This window comes from Terrabacter sp. P2_E3, from assembly GCF_056403915.1.
This window is the reverse complement of sequence record NZ_JBFUEN010000021.1, coordinates 62125-80302: the sequence shown is the minus strand read 5'-3', so window position 1 is coordinate 80302 and position 18178 is coordinate 62125. Positions and strand designations below refer to the sequence as shown.

The window sequence follows — 18178 nt, the reverse complement described above, 5'->3', positions numbered from 1 at the left end:
CGAGTGAGCGCCCCGCCCCACTCGAGTGAGCGGGCCGCCCCGTCCGTCACACTGGGACCTCACACTTCCGCGGGCCGGAGCGTCTACAGGGCATGAAGCGACCGTTCGAGCAGGCCGTCACCGAGCACGGGGCCGTCGTGCTGCGCGTCTGCCGCGCCGTGCTCGGCCCGATCGAGGCCGACGACGCGTGGTCCGAGACCTTCCTCTCGGCCCTGCGCGCGTGGCCCGACCTCCCCGACGACGCGAACGTCCGGGCGTGGCTCGTCACCATCGCGCACCGCAAGGCCGTCGACGTCGCCCGAGCGGGCGCCCGTCACGCGGTCCCGGTCGCGGCGGTGCCCGACACCGCGGCCCCACGCGTCGACCAGCCTGAGGAGGCCCTGCCCGACGGGGACCTCTGGACGGCGGTCGCCGCACTCCCCGAGAAGCAGCGCCTCTGCGTGGCCTACCACCACGTCGCGGGCCTGCCCCACCCCGAGGTCGCCCGCATCGTCGGTGGCACGCCCGCGGCAGCGCGCCGCGCGGCAGCCGACGGCATCGCGCGGCTCCGGTCCACCTACGCCACCGACGGAAGGGTGAGCAACCATGTCTGACAACCCGATCCAGCTCCTCACGGAGGCCGCCTCCGGAGAGGCCGAGCGCCTCACCGTCCTCCACGCAGCCCTCGTCGACCGCGCCTCTGCGGAGTCCGCCGTCGACGTGACCTACCGCCTCGTCGACTCGCCCGTCGGGTCGCTCCTGCTCGCCGCGACAGAGCTCGGGGTCGTACGCCTGGCCTTCGAGATCGAGGACCACGACCGGGTCCTCGAGTCGCTCGGGTCGTCGGTCGGCTCGCGGATCCTCCGCGGCGGCGACCGACTCGATCCGCTGGCGCGCGAGCTCGACGACTACTTCACGGGACGACGGCAGGGCTTCGACGTCCCGCTCGACCTGCGGCTGGCACGCGGCTTCCGGCTCACCGTGCTCCGGCACCTGAGCGAGATCCCGTACGGCTCGACCGAGAGCTACGGCGAGGTCGCCGTGGCGTCCGGCAGCCCACGGGCCGTGCGGGCCGTGGGGTCGGCGTGCGCGACGAACCCGTTGCCCATCGTGGTTCCGTGTCACCGCGTCCTCCGGTCGGACGGGTCCCTCGGCGGCTACCTGGGCGGTCTCCAGACGAAGGAGCGCCTCCTCGCCCTCGAGCACGCCGCCTGACCTGCGTCTGCCGTGACCGGGCGCTCACTCGAGTGGGACGGGGCGCTCGCTCGAGTGGGTTGGGGGCGGGTTCGGCGATCGGCCTCGGAGTCGGCGTCCGCGGTGTCATGCTGAGGCCGTGACCGACACGCCGAAGCCCGCGGTCGAGGAGGCCCTGGCGCCCGCCGCGATGGTCAAGATCGTCAACCCGGTGCTGCGCGGGCTTCTCTCGTCTCCGCTGCACGGCATCGCGAGCAAGGGCCTGCTGGTGCTGCACGTGACCGGACGGCGTTCTGGCCGCGTCTACGACGTCCCCGTCGGCCGCCACGAGCTCGACGGGCAGCTGATGACCTACGGGGGCGGCGCCTGGCGCGCCAACCTGCGCGGCGGGGCCGACCTCGAGGTGACGATCGACGGGCGTCGACGCCGTGCGCACGCGGTCCTCGAGGAGGACCCCGACCGTGTGGCGGAGATCTTCGACCGGCTCCTCAAGGAGCTCGGACCCAAGCGTGCCAACCGCGTCGCCCTCAAGGTCAACGTCGACCGGCCCCCGACGCTCGACGAGGTGCGCGCGGGCACGGCGGGCCGCGCCATCGTGCTCATCACGCTCCTCGACTGAGGCTCGACCCCACCCGCCGGGACGGGGCGCTCACTCGAGTGGGACGGGGCGCTCACTCGAGGGGAACGGGTGGCACGATCGGGGCATGCGCCTCGGAGACCCGTCGTGAGCTGGCCCGTGCGAGCGACGACGGTCGTCTACGAGAACCCGTGGATCCGGGTCCGGGAGGACGCCGTGACCCGGCCCGACGGCACCGACGGCATCTACGGGGTCGTCGAGCTGCAACGCCCCGCCGTCTTCGTCGTCGCCCTCACCGAGGCCGACGAGGTCGTCCTCGTCACGGTCGACCGGCACACCGTCGGCACCTCCGTCGAGGTGCCCGCCGGCGGCACCGACGGTGAGGACCCGCTCGTGGCCGCCCGGCGGGAGCTCGCCGAGGAGACCGGGCTCGTGGCCCGGGACTGGAGGGAGATCGGCACGATGAACGCCCTCAACGGCGTGTGCCGCGCGCCCGAGGTCGTCTACCTCGCCACCGGGCTCGCGCGGGTCCCCGGCGCCCCCGCCAGCGCGGCCCGCGCCGAGGAGGGCATCCGCGACGTCCGGCGCGTCCCGGTCCGCGAGGTCATCGGTCTCGTCCGGGACGGCGCGATCACCGACGGCGAGACGATCGCCGCGCTCATGCTCGCGCTCGTCGCCCTCGGGCGGGTCTCCTGAACCCTCCCGCGAGCCCGCGACGCCCCGACGACCGGGCCACCCGGCATACGCCATCGCGGTGGATCGAGACCCGAGTGCAACGGTTCGCCGTGCCGTTGTGTCTAGGGGGTGTACGACACTGACAGCCAGACGATCGGCACCACCGATGACGACCGGGACCGGCGGGAGCACATGAGACGGAGGGACGAGGCGGCGTTCCGCAGCTTCGTGGAGGAGCGGCAGACGATGCTGCGCCGACGCGCCTACCTGCTCTGCGGCAACTGGGCCGACGGCGACGAGCTCGTCCAGGAGGCCCTGGCGCGGGTCTACGTCGCCTGGCCTCGCATCGCCACGGGGGCCGAGACCGCCTACACGAGACGCACGATGATGAACCTCTACCTCAACGACCAGCGCAAACGGCGGCGCGAGGTCCTCACCGACGAGGCGCCCGAGCCGGAGACGACCGACCACGACCGCGAGCTCGCGATGACCCTCACCGACCTGCTGCGCGACCTCCCCGAGAAGCAGCGTGCCGTCCTCGTCCTCCGCTTCTGGGAGGACCTCACGGTGCCCCAGATCGCCGAGTGCACGGGCGTGGCCGAGGGCACCATCAAGAGCCAGATCTCGCGCGGGCTCGCCGCCCTGCGCGACCGGCTCGCCGAACCACCACTGACCGGGGCGGGAGCGTTTCCATGAGCGACGACACCACGAGCGGACCCGGCGCTGCGCCGGAGGAAGGCGAGCTGCAGCTGCGAAAGGCGCTGTCCACGATGAACGACCTCGAACCACCCCGCGACGACCTCTTCGCCCAGCGCGCCCTGATGCGCGGACGGGCGCGCACCTCACGCCGGCGCTCGACGCTCCTCGGCGCCGCTGCCGCACTCGTCGTCGTCGGTGCCGTCGGCGCCTCCTGGGCGGCCGGCAACCACGGCGCGTCGTCGAGCACCGCGAGCGCCGGCTCGGCGCCCGAGGTCATGAAGGACGCGACCGGGAGCGCAGGTGCCGACAACGGCGCTCGCGGACCCGGGACCCTCAGCGGCAGCCTGCCTCCGACGGCCGTCGACCTCGTGCCGTCGGCGCCGCCCGCCCGCGACACCACGCGCTGGTTCGGCACCCTCTCGACGCGGCAGACGAACGCCTTCACCGCCGTCGAACCCACCGTGGCCGCGCGCTGGCCCGACGTCTTCTCGGGGGCGTATGCCGCCGACGCCGCCGGTGCCCGTGTGGCCGTCGTCGTCACCCGGCACGACGCCGAGCTCGAGGCCTTCGTAACCGCCGCGATGCCGTCACCGACCGATGTGGAGTTCATCGTCATGAAGCACACCCTGGCCGAGAAGGAGAAGGTCGCCAAGGAGATCGTCGACCAGCGAATGCTCTGGCGTTCCAAGGGGATCGAGATCATCGCCGTCACCCAGGACGCCCGCACCGACCGGGTGCTCGTGATGGCCGACGAGGGCTCCTCGGCCGGCGTCATCGCGCAGCAGTACGGCGACATCGTCCGGGTCGTCCCGGCGACCCAGACGCCCCCGGGCAAGTTCCCCGACGGGAGCACGCTGCCGCCCCTGCAGCAGTAGCAGGGCGCGGCGTCGGCCGCCGCGATTAGGCTGCTCGACATGGAGCAGCCGACCCCTCCGCAGGCACCGATCAGCCCGCTCGACGCGCTGCGACGCATCTGCTTCCTCCTCGAGCGCGGCCGCGAGAGCAGCTACCGCGTCGACGCGTTCCGCAAGACCATCGAGGCGATCACGCTCATCAGCGACGATGAGCTGAAGGAGCGCGTCGAGGCCGGAACCCTCAAGCAGATCAAGGGAATCGGCGACTCGAGCGCCGCGATCATCGGCCAGGCGGTGCGCGGCGTCCTGCCGGCCTACCTCGTCTCGGCCGAGGAGAAGCACGGCGCGCCGCTGACGACCGGGGGCGCCGAGCTCTACGCCGCGCTCCGCGGAGACCTCCACGCGCACTCCAACTGGAGTGATGGCGGCAGCCCGATCGAGGAGATGGTGCTCGCCGCCGTCGAGCTCGGGCAGGAGTGGATGGCGCTGACCGACCACTCGCCGCGCCTCACCGTCGCCAACGGCCTGAGCCGGGCCCGCCTCACCGACCAGCTGAAGCGTGTCGACGCCATCAACGCGAGCCTCGGCGACGCGTTCACGCTCCTTCGGGGCATCGAGGTCGACATCCACCTCGACGGCACGCTCGACCAGGACGACGACATGCTCGACCAGCTCGACGTCGTCACCGCCTCGATCCACTCCAAGCTGCGGCAGCCCTCGTTCGAGATGACGCCCCGCATGGTGGCCGCCGTGCGCAACCCGCACACCAACGTCCTCGCCCACTGCACCGGCCAGCTCGTGACGGGCAACCGCGGCAAGCGTCCGCCGTCGCAGTTCGACGCCGAGAAGGTCTTCCGCGCCTGCCTCGAGCACGACGTGGCCGTCGAGATCAACTCGCGTCCCGAGCGGTGCGACCCGCCCGACGAGCTCATCGAGCTGGCGCGCGACCTCGGCTGCCTCTTCACCATCGACTCCGACGCGCACGCCCCGGGGCAGCTCGACATGAAGTCGCTCGGCTGCGAGCGCGCCGAGCGCCTCGGCATCCCGGCCGAGCGCATCGTCACGACGTGGCCCGTCGACGAGGTCCGGGCGTGGGCCAAGGGCTGATCGGAGAGACTGTCCCGGAGGCGATCCGGCCGCCCCAGGACGGGGGTTCGGAGCCGATTTGGACGGTGCCAGAATCTCCCATATAGTTTCGACGTCCCAACGGATAGGTCGGGCAGGTCCCCATCGTCTAGCGGCCTAGGACTCCGCCCTTTCACGGCGGCAGCACGGGTTCGAATCCCGTTGGGGATACGCAGTACAGTTCGACACGCACCACCCAGTAAGGCCCCGTAGCGCAGTTGGTTAGCGCGCCGCTCTCATCAGAGAGCGGCGCTTCTCGCATGTCCGGCGCCTCGTACGCTGGGGACCGTGCGGATCGCGGTGCTCGACGACTACCAGGGCGTCGCCCTGTCCAGCGCCGACTGGTCTCCGGTCACGGACCACCCCAGCTCTCCGTGCACCGTCGACGTCTTCCGCGACCACGTCAGCGAGGTCGGCGCCCTCGTCGAGCGACTGGCCGGCTACGACGCCGTCGTCGTCATGCGCGAGCGCACCCCGCTCCCGGCCGCCGTGCTCGCCTCGCTCCCCCGCCTGCGGCTCGTGGTGACGACCGGCCGTCGCAACCCGAGCATCGACGTCGCCGCGGCCACCGCCGCCGGCATCACCGTCTGCGGCACCGAGAGCCTCGCCACCGCCCCTGCCGAGCTGACGTGGGCCCTCGTCCTCGGGCTGGCACGACAGCTCGTCCCCGAGGCCACCGCCGTGCGCGAGGGCGGCTGGCAGACGACGGTCGGCCGCGACCTCGCGGGGCACACGCTCGGTCTGCTCGGGCTCGGCCGCATCGGCACGCAGGTCGCCTCCGTGGGCCGCGCCTTCGGGATGGACGTCGTCGCCTGGAGCCGGAGCCTCACGGCTGAGCGCGCCGAGCAGGCGGGAGTCCGGGCGGCCTCCCTCGACGCCGTGCTCTCCGGGTCCGACGTGGTCTCGATCCACCTCGTCCTCGCCGAGGGGACCCGCGGCCTCGTCGGCGAGCGCGAGCTGGCGCTCCTGCGCCCGGACGTACTGCTCGTCAACACCTCCCGTGGCCCGATCGTCGACGAGCGAGCCCTGCTCGCGGCCCTCCGGCGCGGTCACCTCGGGGGCGTCGGCCTCGACGTCTTCGACGAGGAGCCTCTCCCCGTCGGCCACCCGCTGCGCACCGCACCGCGCACGCTCCTGACGCCCCACCTCGGCTACGTGACGCGTGACGTCTACGCGACGTTCTGGGCCGGCGTCGTCGAGGACGTGACGGCATACCTCGACGGCTCCCCGATCCGCACGCTCTGACCGCTCGTCGGGCGCGAGGTCGCGCGGCGGCTGCGCCCCGGCGACCCGAGCCGCGCGATCGCGCGCACGACCTGCCCGACGGCGTATGCCGTCCGGCCGGCCCGACCGCGCCCGTGACCTCAGCGGTGGCCGGCGCGCAGCACGAGCTCGAGCTCGAAGCGGACCTCGGGGTCGTCGAGCGCCTCGCCGAAGAGCTCCTTGAGCTGCGCCACGCGGTAGCCGACGGTCTGCTGGTGGACGAACAGCTCGGCCGCGATCGGGGCACGCTGGCCCTGGTGGCGCAGCCAGGACAGGAGCGTCTCGGTGAGGCGCTCGCGCACGGCCGGTCGCAGGCCGTCCAAGGGCGCGAGGCGGGTGCGGGCGAGATCGTCCGTGGCGAGCGGCTCGGCGAGGACGACGAGCTCGGCGAGGTGGTCCTCGACCCACACGGGGGCGCCGTCGGCGTCCGGCCGGTCCGGTCCGGGCGCGACGCCGTGGGCCCCCGCCGCCGTCGCGAGGTGCAGCGACTCACCCGCCTGCTGCCACGGGCGCGCCGGCCCGACGATGGCGCGCCGGCCCCGAAGCGCGCGCTCGAGGTCGCGACGACGCGCCTTGCGGCTGAGGAACGGGAAGACGATGAGGACGTCCGTGCCTCGCTCGGTGACGAGGCCGTCGGGGCCGAGCGCACCGCGCAGCCCGTCGACGTGCGGGAAGGGCACGAGGGCGACGACGACGACCTCCGGGAGGGTCCAGCCGACGGCCGCCGCGAGACGTGCCACGCCCCCGTCGCTCGAGTCGCCGCGCAGGATCATCTCGAGCAGCTCGCCGCGCAGCCGCAACTGCTCACCGGCGCGCTCGGACTGCTCCTGGGCGTAGCCCTGCGCGCTGGCCGCGGACAGCTCGTCGATGTAGGCGAAGAGGGACTCGCCGAGCGAGAGGAGCACGTCGGGCGGCAGCTGCGACACGTCGACGGTGCGCGAGATCGCGCGGAAGGTGACGCGCGCGCCGTAGCGGTAGGCGGCGAGGAGGGACTCGAGGCTCCGCCCGGAGCGCACCTCCCCGCGACCGAGGTTCTCGTAGACCCACTTGCCGTCCTCGGACAGCGCCTGCAGGCGGGTCCCCGGCAGGTCGAGGAAGCGGTTGAGGGCGACCGTGACACCGCGCCGGACGCCCTGCCCGAAACGGCCCTCCATCGGCATCGCGTAGACCGGGACGTCGCGCGGGATGCCCTCGATGATCGCCTCGACGATGTCGGTCACGACGGGACGCAGCACGGTCGTCACTTCGGCGGGGAGAGACAACCACGGCGGGTCGGACGTGGCGTACGCCACTTCGGCCTCCTGCCTTTTGTCGTCACGCAACAGTTTCCTACCCCAAAGAGTACGCGCCACCCCAAGATCCGGAAGCCCCTCGGCGAGGACCATAGGAGGATGACCCAGATCAGAGCTCTCCGGCGTGTGGCGTCGATCCTGACGACCCCGCTCGCGCCCGAGGACATCATCAATCTGGTCAACCCGCTGGCCTCGGCCCGACAGCTGCGCGGAGTCGTCACGAAGGTGGTCCGCGAGACCCCCGACTCGACGACGATCCACTTCCGTCCCGGCCGCGGCTGGAACCCCCACGCCGCCGGCCAGTGGGCCCGCATCGGCGTCGAGATCGACGGCGTGCGCCAGTGGCGCAGCTACTCCCTGTCGGCCGCCGTCGGCCACGACCCCGCCATCACCGTCACCGCGATCGGCTTCGTCTCGACGGCCCTGGCCCGCAGCACCAAGGTCGGCGACATCCTCTTCCTCGACACCCCGCAGGGCGACTTCGTGCTCCCCGAGCACCCCCGCCCGCTCCTCATGCTGACGGCCGGCAGCGGTCTGACGCCCGTCATGTCGATGATCCGCACGCTCGTGCCCCGCCGGCCCGACGCCGACGTCGTCCTCGTCCACTCGGCGCGCACCCGCGACGACGCGCTCTTCCACGACGAGCTGCTCGAGCTCGCCGACCAGTTCCCCGGCCTCACGGTCCGCCACTGGTTCACGCGCGAGGAGGGCGGGCGCCGCCTCGACCTGTCGGACGTCACCGACCTCGAGACGCTCTGTCCCGACTGGCGCGAGCGGGCGGCATACGCCTGCGGACCCACGGACTTCCTCGACGCGGCCACCGAGCTGTGGGAGCGCGACGGCGACGACGCGACGCACGCGGGCCTCACGATCGAGCGCTTCGCGCCCGTCCTGCTCGAGGGCTCCGGCGGCGAGGGCGGGCTGCTGACGTTCGAGAAGTCCGACAAGGAAGTGGAGGCGGCCGGCGACGTCCCCCTCCTCGAAGCCGGCGAGGACTGCGGCGTCGTCATGCCGAGCGGATGCCGCATGGGCATCTGCCGCAGCTGCCTCGTCCCGCTCGTCGCGGGCAAGGTCCGCGACCTGCGCACCGGCGAGGTCCACGGTGACGAGGGCGAGCTCATCCAGACCTGTGTCAACGCGGCCGCCGGACCCGTCCACCTGGACATCTGAGAAGGGAACCACCATGACAGCCACCACGAACCGACCGACGACGACGCCCCTCGAGGCCGCCGCCACCGGCGCCGCCGAGGGCACCGCCCCGACGACCCGGAACCGGAAGCCGGTCCTCGCGGCGTCCGGCGGACCCGCCAAGCGGCCGAGCGCCGCCGCGCACCTCAGCGACGCCGACGTCGAGCAGCTCGGCAAGGAGCTCGACGCCCTGCGCGACCGCGTCATCGCGACGCGTGGTGCTGCCGACGCCGCCTACATCCGCCGCGTCATCCGCGTCCAGCGCACCCTCGAGGTCGCCGGCCGCGCCACGCTGCTCTTCTCGAAGAAGCGCACCGCGTTCGTCGCCGGCACCGCGATGCTCAGCGTCGCGAAGATCCTCGAGAACATGGAGATCGGCCACAACGTCCTGCACGGCCAGTGGGACTGGATGCGCGACCCCGACATCCACTCCACGACGTGGGAGTGGGACTTCGTCACCCCGGCGGCCGCCTGGAAGCACACGCACAACGACCTGCACCACACGTGGACCAACGTGCTGGGCAAGGACAAGGACGTCGGCTACTCGATCCTGCGCATGGACGAGGACCAGCCGTGGCACCCCGGCAACCTGGGCAACCCGCTCTACAACATGATCCTCGCGCCGTTCTTCGAGTGGGGCATCGCCATCTACGACCTCGAGCTCGAAGCGGTCAAGGACGGCGAGAAGTCCAAGGACGACCTCAAGAAGGACCTCAAGGCCATGGGCCGCAAGGTCGTTCGCCAGTTCACGAAGGACTACGCCGCGACCCCGCTCGCCGCCGTCCCCTTCGGCTCGGGCAAGCAGGCGCTCATCGGCACCTTCACGGCCAACGCCATCCGCAACGTCTGGGCGCACTCGGTCATCTTCTGCGGCCACTTCCCCGACGGCGTCGACACGTTCACCGAGGAGGAGATCGAGGGCGAGACCCGCGGCGACTGGTACATCCGCCAGATGCTCGGCTCGGCCAACATCTCTGGCAGCAAGCTCATGCACCTCATGACCGGCAACCTCAGCCACCAGATCGAGCACCACTGCTTCCCCGACCTGCCGAGCAACCGCTACCACGAGGTCGCGGTCGAGGTGCGTGAGATCTGCGAGCGCTACGGCCTGCCGTACACGACCGGCCCGCTGCCCAAGCAGGTCTACCAGGCGTGGGCCAAGGTCTTCCGCCTCGCCCTGCCGAACCGGCCGCGACCGCTGCCGAAGAACGCCGCCCGCGCCGTCAACGCCCCGGTCCCGCCGCGGCGTCCCGCCCTGCCGATGGTGGCCCGTGTCGGCTGAGGCTGCCGTGTCGTCGGCACGACCGGTGCCGACGGCCGCCTTCTTCGACCTCGACCGCACCCTGATCAGAGGTTCTGCCAACTACCCGCTCGCGATCGCCGCCTTCCGCGGCGGTCACGTGCCGTGGAAGGACCTCGTCAAGGACACCCTCAACGCGATCTCCTTCCACCGCAAGGGATCCACCGACGAGGGCTCGGAGGCCCTGCGCGAGCGCATCCTCCGGGCGGTGGCCGGCATCCCGCAGTCCGACATCATCCACCTGACCGACGCGATCACGCCGGGCATCGTGCGCAAGGCGATCCCGGCCTCGATGGGCCTGCTCGCCGAGGCGCGCGCCACCGGCCACGACCGCATCGTCGTGTCAGCCTCCCCCATCGAGCTCGTCAGCCGCATCGCGGCCGCGCTAGGGCTCGAGGGCGCCGTCGCCACGCGCAGCGAGCTCGACGAGGAGGGCCGCTACACCGGGCACCTCACCGGCGAGTTCTGTTACGGCGCAGGCAAGGTCATCGAGATCGAGAAGCTGGCTGCCGAGCGCGGCTACGACCTCGCGCGGTGCGTCGCCTACAGCGACTCGGTCAGCGACCTGCCGATGATGGAGCGCGTTGGCGAGGCCGTCGCGGTCAACCCCGATCGTGAGCTGCGAGAGCTCGCGCGCGAGCGTGGCTGGCGCATCGTCGAGGTCGGCCGCAAGCGCCACTGATCGTGTATGCCGTCGCCTCCGAGCGGTGACCGCGTGAAGGTCCGCGCTTCGGCGGGGTGATCACCACACCGGACGGCGGATCATGCGGCAGGTCTCGCGCCGATCGTCCGCCGCCGTCGGGCGCCGTCGGGCGCCGGCGTCACCAGGAGGTGTGGAGCGGGCGCCCCTCGGCGAAGCCGGCCGTGCTCTGGAGCCCGACGACGGCCCGCTCGTGGAACTCCTCGAGCGTGCGCGCACCGGCATACGTGCAGCTGCTGCGCAGCCCGGCGACGATCTCGTCGATGACGTCCTCGACGGAGGGGCGCGCGGGATCGATGTACATCCGCGCCGTGCTGATGCCCTCCTCGAAGAGGGACTTGCGGGCGCGGTCGTAGTCCGTGTCGGTCGCGGTGCGGTTGCGCACGGCCCGGCTGCTCGCCATGCCGAACGACTCCTTGTACTGGCGCCCGTCGTTGTCGGTGTAGAGGTCCCCGGGCGACTCGAGCGTGCCTGCGAACCACGAACCGATCATGACGTTGGACGCGCCTGCCGCGAGCGCGAGGGCGACGTCGCGCGGGTGCCGCACTCCACCGTCAGCCCAGACGTGCTTGCCGAGCTCCCTTGCGGCCGCGGCACATTCGAGCACGGCCGAGAACTGTGGCCGACCGACCGCGGTCATCATCCGGGTCGTGCACATAGCCCCCGGGCCCACCCCGACCTTGACGACGTCGGCACCCGCCTCGATCAGCTCACGTGTGCCGGCAGCAGACACGACGTTGCCGGCGACGACCGGCACCTGCGGGTCGAGCGCGCGCACCGCACGCAACGCGTCGATCATCTTGTCCTGGTGCCCGTGGGCGGTGTCGATGACGAGGACGTCGGCGCCGGTGTCGAGCACCTCGGCGGCCTTGGCCGCGACGTCACCGTTGATGCCGACCGCGGCGGCCACGCGCAGGCGCTGCCTGTCGTCGACGGCCGGCTGGTAGAGACCGGCTCGGATCGCACCACCCCGGGTCAGGATGCCGACGAGCTCGCCGTGCTCGGAGACGACGGGGGCGACCTTGCGCCGCGCAGCCGAGAGCCGCTCGAAGGCCTCCTGCGGGTCGATGGAGTCGGGCAGCACGACCATGTCCTCGTGCATGACGTCGTGCACCTGCGTGTAGCGGTCGACGCCGGTCAGGTCCTTCTCGGTGACGATGCCCACGGGCTTCGGACCGTCGACGACGACTGCGGCACCGTGGGCCCGCTTGCCGATGAGGACGAGCGCCTCGCCGGCGGTCATGTGCCGCTCGAGGGTGATCGCCGTGTCGTGGACGAGGTGGCGCTGCTTGACCCAGCCGACGACGTCGCGGACCACCTCGACGGGGATGTCCTGCGGGATGACGGCGATGCCGCCACGTCGGGCGACGGTCTCGGCCATGCGCCGACCGGCGATGGCGGTCATGTTGGCGACGACGAGCGGGATCGTCGTGCCCGAGCCGTCGACCGACGACAGGTCGACGTCGAGGCGGCTCGTGACCGACGAGCGGCTGGGCACCATGAAGACGTCGTCGTAGGTGAGGTCGAGCTGGGGCTGGAGACCGTTGAGGAACTGCACGGGAACCCATGGTAGGCGGTTCCGGTGCGAGCGGCGGTCGGCACCCGCCCCTGACGGGGCCCGGGGGTCAGGGTCCTCCCCCACCTGACCCTGAAGTGGACCCCCAACCTGGCCCCAACCCCTGTTCGCGCGGCTGTCGGCGGCCCTAGCGTTGATGGGGCCGCGACTGCGCGGCAGACTCCGGTAGGGGGCAAATGCCATGAATGACAACAGGATCGGCGATGTCGGGCGGCTTGCGCGAATCCCGTCCTCCCGGGTGACGAAGTGGCTCGTCGTCGGCTTCTGGATCGTCGTGGTCGGCTTCCTCGCCGGCCCGTCGTCGAAGCTGCAGTCGGTCCTCAACAACGAGGCCGCGTCCTGGCTTCCCGCGGACGCCCAGTCGACCCAGGTCGTCGACCAGATCTCGGCATTCCAGAGCACCAACGAGTTCCCCGCCGTCATCGTCTACGAGCGGCCGAGCGGCGTCACGCCGGCCGACCTCGCTGCCGTGACCGCGCAGGTCGTGCGCTTCAACGCCCTCGAGCCGGTCAAGCGCGACTCGGTCGGCCCGATCCCGTCCGCCGACGGCCAGGCGCTCCAGGTCATCGTCCCGGTCGACGCCGGGGAAGCCGGCTGGGACTCCCTCAGCACCACGGCGACGCAGATGCGCGACATCGCCGCCAACGGGCCCGCCGGTCTCTCGATGCACGTCACCGGGCCGGTCGGCTACGGCGCGGACTCGTCGGAGGCGTTCTCCGGCATCGACGGCAAGCTGCTCTACAGCGCGATGGCCGTCGTGATCCTCATCCTGCTCATCACCTACCGAAGCCCGATCCTCTGGCTCCTTCCCGTCGTCTCGGCGGGCACCGCCCTGTTCGTCGCGCAGGGCGTCATCTACTTCCTCGCTGATGGCGACACCCTCACGGTCAACGCACAGAGCTCCGGCATCCTCACGGTCATCGTCTTCGGCGCCGGTACCGACTACGCGCTGCTCCTCGTGGCGCGCTACCGCGAGGAGCTGCGCCGTCACGCCGACCGGCACGAGGCCATGGCGGTTGCCCTGCACCGCGCCGGCCCGGCGATCCTCGCCTCGGGTGCCACGGTCGTCGCCGGCATGCTCTGCCTCCTCTTCGCGTCGATGAGCTCGACGAAGGGACTGGGCCCCGTCGCCGCGATCGGCATCGCCGTCGCCCTGCTCGTCATGCTGACGCTGCTGCCGGCCCTGCTCGTCGTCCTGGGCCGGTGGGTCTTCTGGCCCGTCCGCCCGACCCTGGGCTCCGTCGACGGCACCCGCGACGGGGTCTGGGCCCGCGTCGGCGCCCGGATCGCCCGGGCACCGCGACGCACCTGGGTGGTGACGTCGCTCCTGCTCGCGATCGCGTCGCTCGGGGTGCTCCAGCTCAACGCGGTCGGGCTGCAGAACAAGGACTCCTACTACACGACGCCGCCGTCGGTGATCGGCGAGCAGATCGTCGCGAAGCACTTCCCCGCCGGCGGGGGGTCCCCGGTCCTCGTCCTCGCGAACGAGGCCGCCGCCGCCCAGGTGCGGTCGTCGCTCGAGGCGGTCGACGGCGTCGACACGGTCACCGACCCGGTGACTCGGGACGGCCGCTCGCTCATCCAGGCCACCCTCACCTCGGCCCCGGACTCCGACGCGGCGACCGCGGCGCTCGACCGGATCAGGACGGCCATCGCGGCCGTGCCGGGTGCGAACGCCATCGCGGGAGGTGACACGGCGACCCGCGTCGACACGCTCCGGGCCAGCTCCGACGACAACGAGCGGATCATCCCCGTCATCCTCGGCGTCGTCCTGCTCATCCTCGTGCTCCTGCTACGCGCCCTCACCGCACCACTCGTCCTCATCGGGACGGTCCTGCTCTCCTTCGGAGCGGCAATCGGCTTGTCCGCGTTGGTCTTCCGGCACGTGCTGGGGTTCGCCGGCGCCGACTCCTCGTTCCCGCTCTTCGTCTTCGTCTTCCTCGTCGCCCTCGGCATCGACTACAACATCTTCCTCATGACCCGAGTCCACGAGGAGGCGAAGAAGGTCGGGACGTGGCGCGGGTCGCTCGTGGGGCTCGCTGCGACGGGCGGGGTCATCACGTCGGCGGGGCTCGTGCTGGCCGGCACCTTCGCGGTGCTCGCGACGATGCCGATCGTCGCGTTCGCCGAGATCGGCTTCGCCGTGGCACTCGGCGTCCTGCTCGACACGCTGATCGTCCGCTCGGTCCTCGTCACCGCCCTCAACCTCGACATTGGGGCACGGATGTGGTGGCCGAGCCGGCTCGCCCGCACCGATGCCGCGACCACCGCAGCAGCAGAGCGTCCCGAGCCCGCCGCCGAACCGGCTCTTCAGGGTTGAGCGGTCGTCGCCAGCTGGATGTCGGCTGGCGCGTCGGGCACGGGGCAGCGACGCGCAGGCGCAGCCGGAGGCCGATCCGGTGTCACCCGCTCGGATCGGTCAACGGCGCACCCGGTAGCGCAGGTGCAGCACCCGGTCGCCCTGGATCACCACGTCGGGATCCTCCAGCAGGTGCTGGGCGTGGACCGAGCCGAAGTAGCGCTTGCCGGACCCGAGCACGACGGGTACGACGTCCATGCGCACCTCGTCGACGAGGCCCGCGGCGAGCATCTGGCCCCCGACGTCACCAGCGGCGACCTCGACGATGCGGTCACCCGCAAGTTCCTGCGCCTGGGCCATGGCTGCCTCGATGCCGTCGACGAAGTGAAACGGCGCCTCGGGGTCCCAGCCGTCGGGCGGCGGCCGGTGCGTCACGACGACCACGTGGTCGATGCCGCTCGGAGGCTTCCCGTCCCAGCCGTCCGTCAGGTCGAATACGTGGCGGCCGACGAGTGTCACCCCGATCTGGTCCCAGTACGGCCGGATGTAGTCGTAGGACGTCTGCGACACCTGCAGCTCGCCACTCTCGTCCAACGGGACGTCACCGTCGGACAACCAGTCGAACAGCGGTCCGGGCTGGTCGTTCTCGTCCGCGACGAAGCCGTCCACCGACACCGAGCCGTACATGACCACCGTGCCCACGGCGCTCTCCTCTGCTCTGAGGTGCCCCAAATCATCCATCGTGGGCTGTCGCTCGTGCAGGAGTCAACCGGCCCGCAGCGGCCCCCCAGGGCAACCACACGGCATACGCCCGTTCGGCTGTGCGCGAGCGCGCGCGGGAGGACGATGGACGATGGACGCGACTGCGCCCCGGACCGATTGGGGGAACGCCATGACGGATGCACCGCACGTGTGCTTCGACCGGATCCTTCCCAAGGACCTGATGCGCCCTCACCGGCGCGAGCGTGGCCCGGACGGCGCGGACCGCGCGATCTCGCCCATCGGCAAGGCGTGGATGAACGGCACGACGCTCACCGTCCGCTTCCTCGAGGGCACGCCCGCGCAGCAGACCAAGGCCCGTGAGCAGGCCGCGTGGTGGCAGGCCGCCTGCAACATCTCCTTCGACTTCGGCAACCACCCGAACGCCGACCTTCGCATCTCCTTCGACCCGACCGACGGCGCGTGGTCCTACGTCGGCACCGACAACAAGGGCATCCCGAGCAACGAGGCGACGATGAACCTCGGCTTCCTCGACGGTGGCACCGCGGGGCACGAGTTCGGCCACGCCATCGGGCTCGCCCACGAGCACTCGAACCCGGAGGGTGGCATCCAGTGGAACGAGCCGGTCGTCATCGCGGCCCTCGCGGGCCCCCCGAACCGCTGGGACGAGGCGAAGGTGCGCCACAACGTCTTCATGAAGTACGCCGTCGACCAGATCAAGGGGACGCAGTTCGACCCCGACTCGATCATGCTCTACGCGTTCCCGGCGACGTGGACCCTCAACGGCGTCGCGACGCACGCCAACGACGACCTGTCGTCGCTCGACAAGGCGTTCGTCGCGGGAGCAGCCATGTACCCCAAGGGTGCTCCCGTCGTCACCGACGCCGCGACCCTGACGGTCGACGGCCCGAAGGTCGAGGGCTCGATCGGCGCCGCGGGCGAGGAAGACCTCTACGCCTTCGACGTCGCGAGCGACGGGCTCTACGAGGTGACGACCCGCGGCTCGACCGACGTCTACCTCTCGCTCTTCGGACCGAACAGCGACACCGACCTCGTCGGCGAGGACGACGACAGCGGGTACGGCGTCAACGCGCGCGTGCGCGCCGGGCTGACCCCGGGCCGCTACGTCGCCCAGGTGCGCCACTACCGGCCGAGCGGGACCGGCGCCTACTCGATCCGGGTCCGCCGGCGCTGAGCCGGTTCGCGCCACGGAGCCCCGACGGCCCTTCGGGCCACGCCACGCCCTCCACCGAGGACGTATGCCGTCTGCACGCCACCCGGCGGCATACGTCCTCGCGCTCTGCCTCCGGCGTAAGGCGTTGACGATCGCTCGTAATGGAGTAATCCTGATTACATGATTACGAACGAAGCACTGGAGCGGGTGCGCGGCTGGTTCGTCGGCCGCCTGCCCGAGGAGTGGCGCAGCACGCCGCCCGAGATCACTGTCGACCGCGAGGAGATCACCGTCGTCCTCACCGTCACCGACGTCGACCTGCCCGACGGGTCGAGCGACGCCGAGCGTGACGAGGCCCGCGCCGGGCGCGCCAAGGCGTTCCGCGAGGACACCCGCGGTCGTCGCATCGAGATCGCCCGCGAGGCCGAGCACCGCTTCGAGCGCAAGGTGTCGTGGGCCGTCCGCGTCGGCGACCGCACGGAGCTGTTCACGCACGTCGCCGCGCCGGCGATGACCCGGCTGCGTCAGCCGGAGCGACTCGTCCTCGACACGCTCGTCGATGCCGGCGTCGCCAGGTCCCGCGCCGAGGCGCTGGCCTGGTGCGTCAAGCTCGTCGGGCAGCACGAGAGCGACTGGCTCGGCGAGCTGCGCGAGGCGATGTCGCACGTCGCCGACGTGCGCACGAAGGGTCCGGGGGCCTGATCAGCCCAGCTGGTCAGCCCAGCTGGTCAGCCCTGCTGGTCAGCCCTGCTGGTCAGCCCTGCTGGTCAGCCCTGCTGGTCAGCCCTGCTGGTCAGCCCTGCTGATCAGGCCTGCTGGTCGGTGCCGCGCTTGACGGCGGAGATCTCGAACTCGAGCGAGATCTTCTCGGAGACGAGGACGCCGCCGGCGTCGAGCGGCATGTTCCACTCGAGGCCGAAGTCGCGACGGTTGATCCGGCGCGAGCCCTCGAAGCCGGCCCGCAGGGCACCCATGGCGTCGGTCTGCACGCCGATGAGCTCGATCGGGATCGTGACGGGCTTGGTGACGTCGCGGATCGTCAGGTTGCCGGAGACCATGTAGGCGTTCTCCTCGACCTCCTCGATCTGCGTGCTCTCGAAGCGGATGTCGGGCCACTTCTCGACGTCGAAGAAGTCGGCGCTGCGCAGGTGGTCGTCACGCTGCTGGTTGCGGGTGTCGACGCTCGAGGCCTTGAGGACGACCTCGGCGTAGGACTTGGCCATGTCGTCGAGGTCGGCGTAGAGGCGGCCGGTCACGTCGTTGAAGGAGCCGCGCACCGTCGTCACCATCGCGTGCCGGGCCGAGAAGCCGATACGGGTGTGGGCCGGGTCGAAGTCCCAGTCCCCGCTCAACGCGGATCCGTGGTCGGTCATGGTCTCTCCCCTGCAGGTCGATGGATGAGTCGCGGCATCCTCTCACGACCCAGGGTGCTTGAATCTTTCACTATCGCCTCGTTCGTTGGCAAGTGCGGAGCACGGAGTCCCGGCCCTGAGCCCCCGCCGGCCGTCCTTCCCATACCCCCCGACGATCCCGCACACGCACGCGATGCGCCAGCCGCGGGCG

The 18178-nt window shown here is 71.5% G+C and carries 18 protein-coding genes and 1 tRNA gene; 15 read left to right on the top strand and 4 right to left on the bottom strand.

What is annotated here, in order from left to right; all coding sequences use genetic code 11:
• Positions 1 to 92: 92 nt before the first annotated feature.
• The 9 genes from AC1DW8_RS21070 (at position 93) to AC1DW8_RS21030 (ending at position 6348) form a co-directional block, all read left to right on the top strand.
• Positions 93 to 593 (top strand): RNA polymerase sigma factor, encoded by a 501-nt coding sequence (locus tag AC1DW8_RS21070; protein WP_478095772.1) that lies wholly within the window; start codon positions 93 to 95, stop codon positions 591 to 593.
• Positions 586 to 1194, top strand: a complete 609-nt coding sequence (locus tag AC1DW8_RS21065) for a methylated-DNA--[protein]-cysteine S-methyltransferase (RefSeq protein ID WP_478095771.1) — start codon at positions 586 to 588, stop codon at positions 1192 to 1194. The genes AC1DW8_RS21070 and AC1DW8_RS21065 overlap by 8 nt, the downstream gene beginning before the upstream one ends.
• A gap of 118 nt (positions 1195 to 1312) precedes the next feature.
• Positions 1313 to 1792 (top strand): nitroreductase/quinone reductase family protein, encoded by a 480-nt coding sequence (locus AC1DW8_RS21060; protein WP_478095770.1) that lies wholly within the window; start codon positions 1313 to 1315, stop codon positions 1790 to 1792.
• Between the two features lie 105 nt (positions 1793 to 1897).
• Positions 1898 to 2446 (top strand): NUDIX domain-containing protein, encoded by a 549-nt coding sequence (locus AC1DW8_RS21055; protein WP_478095769.1) that lies wholly within the window; start codon positions 1898 to 1900, stop codon positions 2444 to 2446.
• A 171-nt stretch (positions 2447 to 2617) separates the two neighbouring features.
• Positions 2618 to 3121 carry a SigE family RNA polymerase sigma factor gene (locus tag AC1DW8_RS21050; RefSeq protein ID WP_235508504.1) on the top strand — a complete coding sequence of 168 codons (504 nt, stop codon included), beginning with the start codon at positions 2618 to 2620 and terminating at the stop codon, positions 3119 to 3121.
• Positions 3118 to 3999, top strand: coding sequence for a hypothetical protein (locus AC1DW8_RS21045; protein WP_478095768.1), 882 nt, complete (start codon positions 3118 to 3120; stop codon positions 3997 to 3999). The genes AC1DW8_RS21050 and AC1DW8_RS21045 overlap by 4 nt, the downstream gene beginning before the upstream one ends.
• Before the next feature lie 39 nt (positions 4000 to 4038).
• The gene (locus AC1DW8_RS21040) at positions 4039 to 5085 is read left to right on the top strand and encodes a PHP domain-containing protein (RefSeq protein ID WP_478095767.1); all 1047 of its coding nucleotides are present in this window, start codon (positions 4039 to 4041) and stop codon (positions 5083 to 5085) included.
• Between the two features lie 116 nt (positions 5086 to 5201).
• Positions 5202 to 5274, top strand: a tRNA-Glu gene (locus tag AC1DW8_RS21035).
• 117 nt (positions 5275 to 5391) lie between these two features.
• Positions 5392 to 6348, top strand: coding sequence for a D-2-hydroxyacid dehydrogenase family protein (locus AC1DW8_RS21030; protein ID WP_478095766.1), 957 nt, complete (start codon positions 5392 to 5394; stop codon positions 6346 to 6348).
• Between the two features lie 119 nt (positions 6349 to 6467).
• Here the strand turns inward: AC1DW8_RS21030 and AC1DW8_RS21025 are convergent, their stop codons facing one another.
• On the bottom strand, positions 6468 to 7658 hold the full coding sequence (locus AC1DW8_RS21025; RefSeq protein ID WP_056771772.1) for a PucR family transcriptional regulator: 1191 nt from the start codon (positions 7656 to 7658) through the stop codon (positions 6468 to 6470).
• A 99-nt stretch (positions 7659 to 7757) separates the two neighbouring features.
• Between AC1DW8_RS21025 and AC1DW8_RS21020 the strand changes: the two genes are divergently transcribed.
• From AC1DW8_RS21020 to AC1DW8_RS21010, 3 genes are read left to right on the top strand one after another with little or no spacing between them, the layout of a single operon-like run.
• On the top strand, positions 7758 to 8828 hold the full coding sequence (locus AC1DW8_RS21020; RefSeq protein ID WP_056822441.1) for a ferredoxin reductase: 1071 nt from the start codon (positions 7758 to 7760) through the stop codon (positions 8826 to 8828).
• A 13-nt stretch (positions 8829 to 8841) separates the two neighbouring features.
• Entirely contained in the window at positions 8842 to 10128 is a 1287-nt protein-coding gene (locus tag AC1DW8_RS21015; protein WP_478095765.1) for a fatty acid desaturase family protein, read from the top strand.
• Positions 10118 to 10828 carry an HAD family hydrolase gene (locus tag AC1DW8_RS21010; protein WP_235508505.1) on the top strand — a complete coding sequence of 237 codons (711 nt, stop codon included), beginning with the start codon at positions 10118 to 10120 and terminating at the stop codon, positions 10826 to 10828. Before AC1DW8_RS21015 ends, AC1DW8_RS21010 begins: the two co-directional genes overlap by 11 nt.
• Before the next feature lie 139 nt (positions 10829 to 10967).
• Here AC1DW8_RS21010 and AC1DW8_RS21005 read toward each other — a convergent pair whose 3' ends face one another.
• Complete coding sequence (locus AC1DW8_RS21005; protein ID WP_056771780.1) at positions 10968 to 12404, bottom strand: GuaB1 family IMP dehydrogenase-related protein; 1437 nt, start codon at positions 12402 to 12404, stop codon at positions 10968 to 10970.
• A 199-nt stretch (positions 12405 to 12603) separates the two neighbouring features.
• On the opposite strand from AC1DW8_RS21005, the gene AC1DW8_RS21000 reads away from it, so the two are divergent.
• Positions 12604 to 14742 carry an MMPL family transporter gene (locus AC1DW8_RS21000; protein WP_056822447.1) on the top strand — a complete coding sequence of 713 codons (2139 nt, stop codon included), beginning with the start codon at positions 12604 to 12606 and terminating at the stop codon, positions 14740 to 14742.
• A gap of 99 nt (positions 14743 to 14841) precedes the next feature.
• Here AC1DW8_RS21000 and AC1DW8_RS20995 read toward each other — a convergent pair whose 3' ends face one another.
• Positions 14842 to 15423 (bottom strand): dihydrofolate reductase family protein, encoded by a 582-nt coding sequence (locus AC1DW8_RS20995; RefSeq protein WP_478095764.1) that lies wholly within the window; start codon positions 15421 to 15423, stop codon positions 14842 to 14844.
• Positions 15424 to 15613: 190 nt separating this feature from the next.
• On the opposite strand from AC1DW8_RS20995, the gene AC1DW8_RS20990 reads away from it, so the two are divergent.
• Entirely contained in the window at positions 15614 to 16636 is a 1023-nt protein-coding gene (locus AC1DW8_RS20990; protein ID WP_478095763.1) for a M12 family metallopeptidase, read from the top strand.
• Positions 16637 to 16795: 159 nt separating this feature from the next.
• A complete protein-coding gene (locus AC1DW8_RS20985; protein WP_043647959.1) occupies positions 16796 to 17317 on the top strand; it encodes a hypothetical protein in 522 nt (173 codons plus the stop codon).
• A gap of 104 nt (positions 17318 to 17421) precedes the next feature.
• Here the strand turns inward: AC1DW8_RS20985 and AC1DW8_RS20980 are convergent, their stop codons facing one another.
• Positions 17422 to 17988, bottom strand: a complete 567-nt coding sequence (locus AC1DW8_RS20980; protein ID WP_056771795.1) for a YceI family protein — start codon at positions 17986 to 17988, stop codon at positions 17422 to 17424.
• Positions 17989 to 18178 lie beyond the last annotated feature (190 nt).

Bases quoted from the DNA above. Each gene is read 5' to 3' on its own strand.
- AC1DW8_RS21070 (WP_478095772.1), top strand. From the start codon at position 93: ATGAAGCGACCGTTCGAGCAGGCCGTCACCGAGCACGGGGCCGTCGTG.
- AC1DW8_RS21065 (WP_478095771.1), top strand. From the start codon at position 586: ATGTCTGACAACCCGATCCAGCTCCTCACGGAGGCCGCCTCCGGAGAG.
- AC1DW8_RS21050 (WP_235508504.1), top strand. From the start codon at position 2,618: ATGAGACGGAGGGACGAGGCGGCGTTCCGCAGCTTCGTGGAGGAGCGG.
- AC1DW8_RS21045 (WP_478095768.1), top strand. From the start codon at position 3,118: ATGAGCGACGACACCACGAGCGGACCCGGCGCTGCGCCGGAGGAAGGC.
- AC1DW8_RS21040 (WP_478095767.1), top strand. From the start codon at position 4,039: ATGGAGCAGCCGACCCCTCCGCAGGCACCGATCAGCCCGCTCGACGCG.
- AC1DW8_RS21020 (WP_056822441.1), top strand. From the start codon at position 7,758: ATGACCCAGATCAGAGCTCTCCGGCGTGTGGCGTCGATCCTGACGACC.
- AC1DW8_RS21015 (WP_478095765.1), top strand. From the start codon at position 8,842: ATGACAGCCACCACGAACCGACCGACGACGACGCCCCTCGAGGCCGCC.
- AC1DW8_RS21000 (WP_056822447.1), top strand. From the start codon at position 12,604: ATGAATGACAACAGGATCGGCGATGTCGGGCGGCTTGCGCGAATCCCG.
- AC1DW8_RS20990 (WP_478095763.1), top strand. From the start codon at position 15,614: ATGACGGATGCACCGCACGTGTGCTTCGACCGGATCCTTCCCAAGGAC.
- AC1DW8_RS20985 (WP_043647959.1), top strand. From the start codon at position 16,796: ATGATTACGAACGAAGCACTGGAGCGGGTGCGCGGCTGGTTCGTCGGC.
- AC1DW8_RS20980 (WP_056771795.1), bottom strand. From the start codon at position 17,988: ATGACCGACCACGGATCCGCGTTGAGCGGGGACTGGGACTTCGACCCG.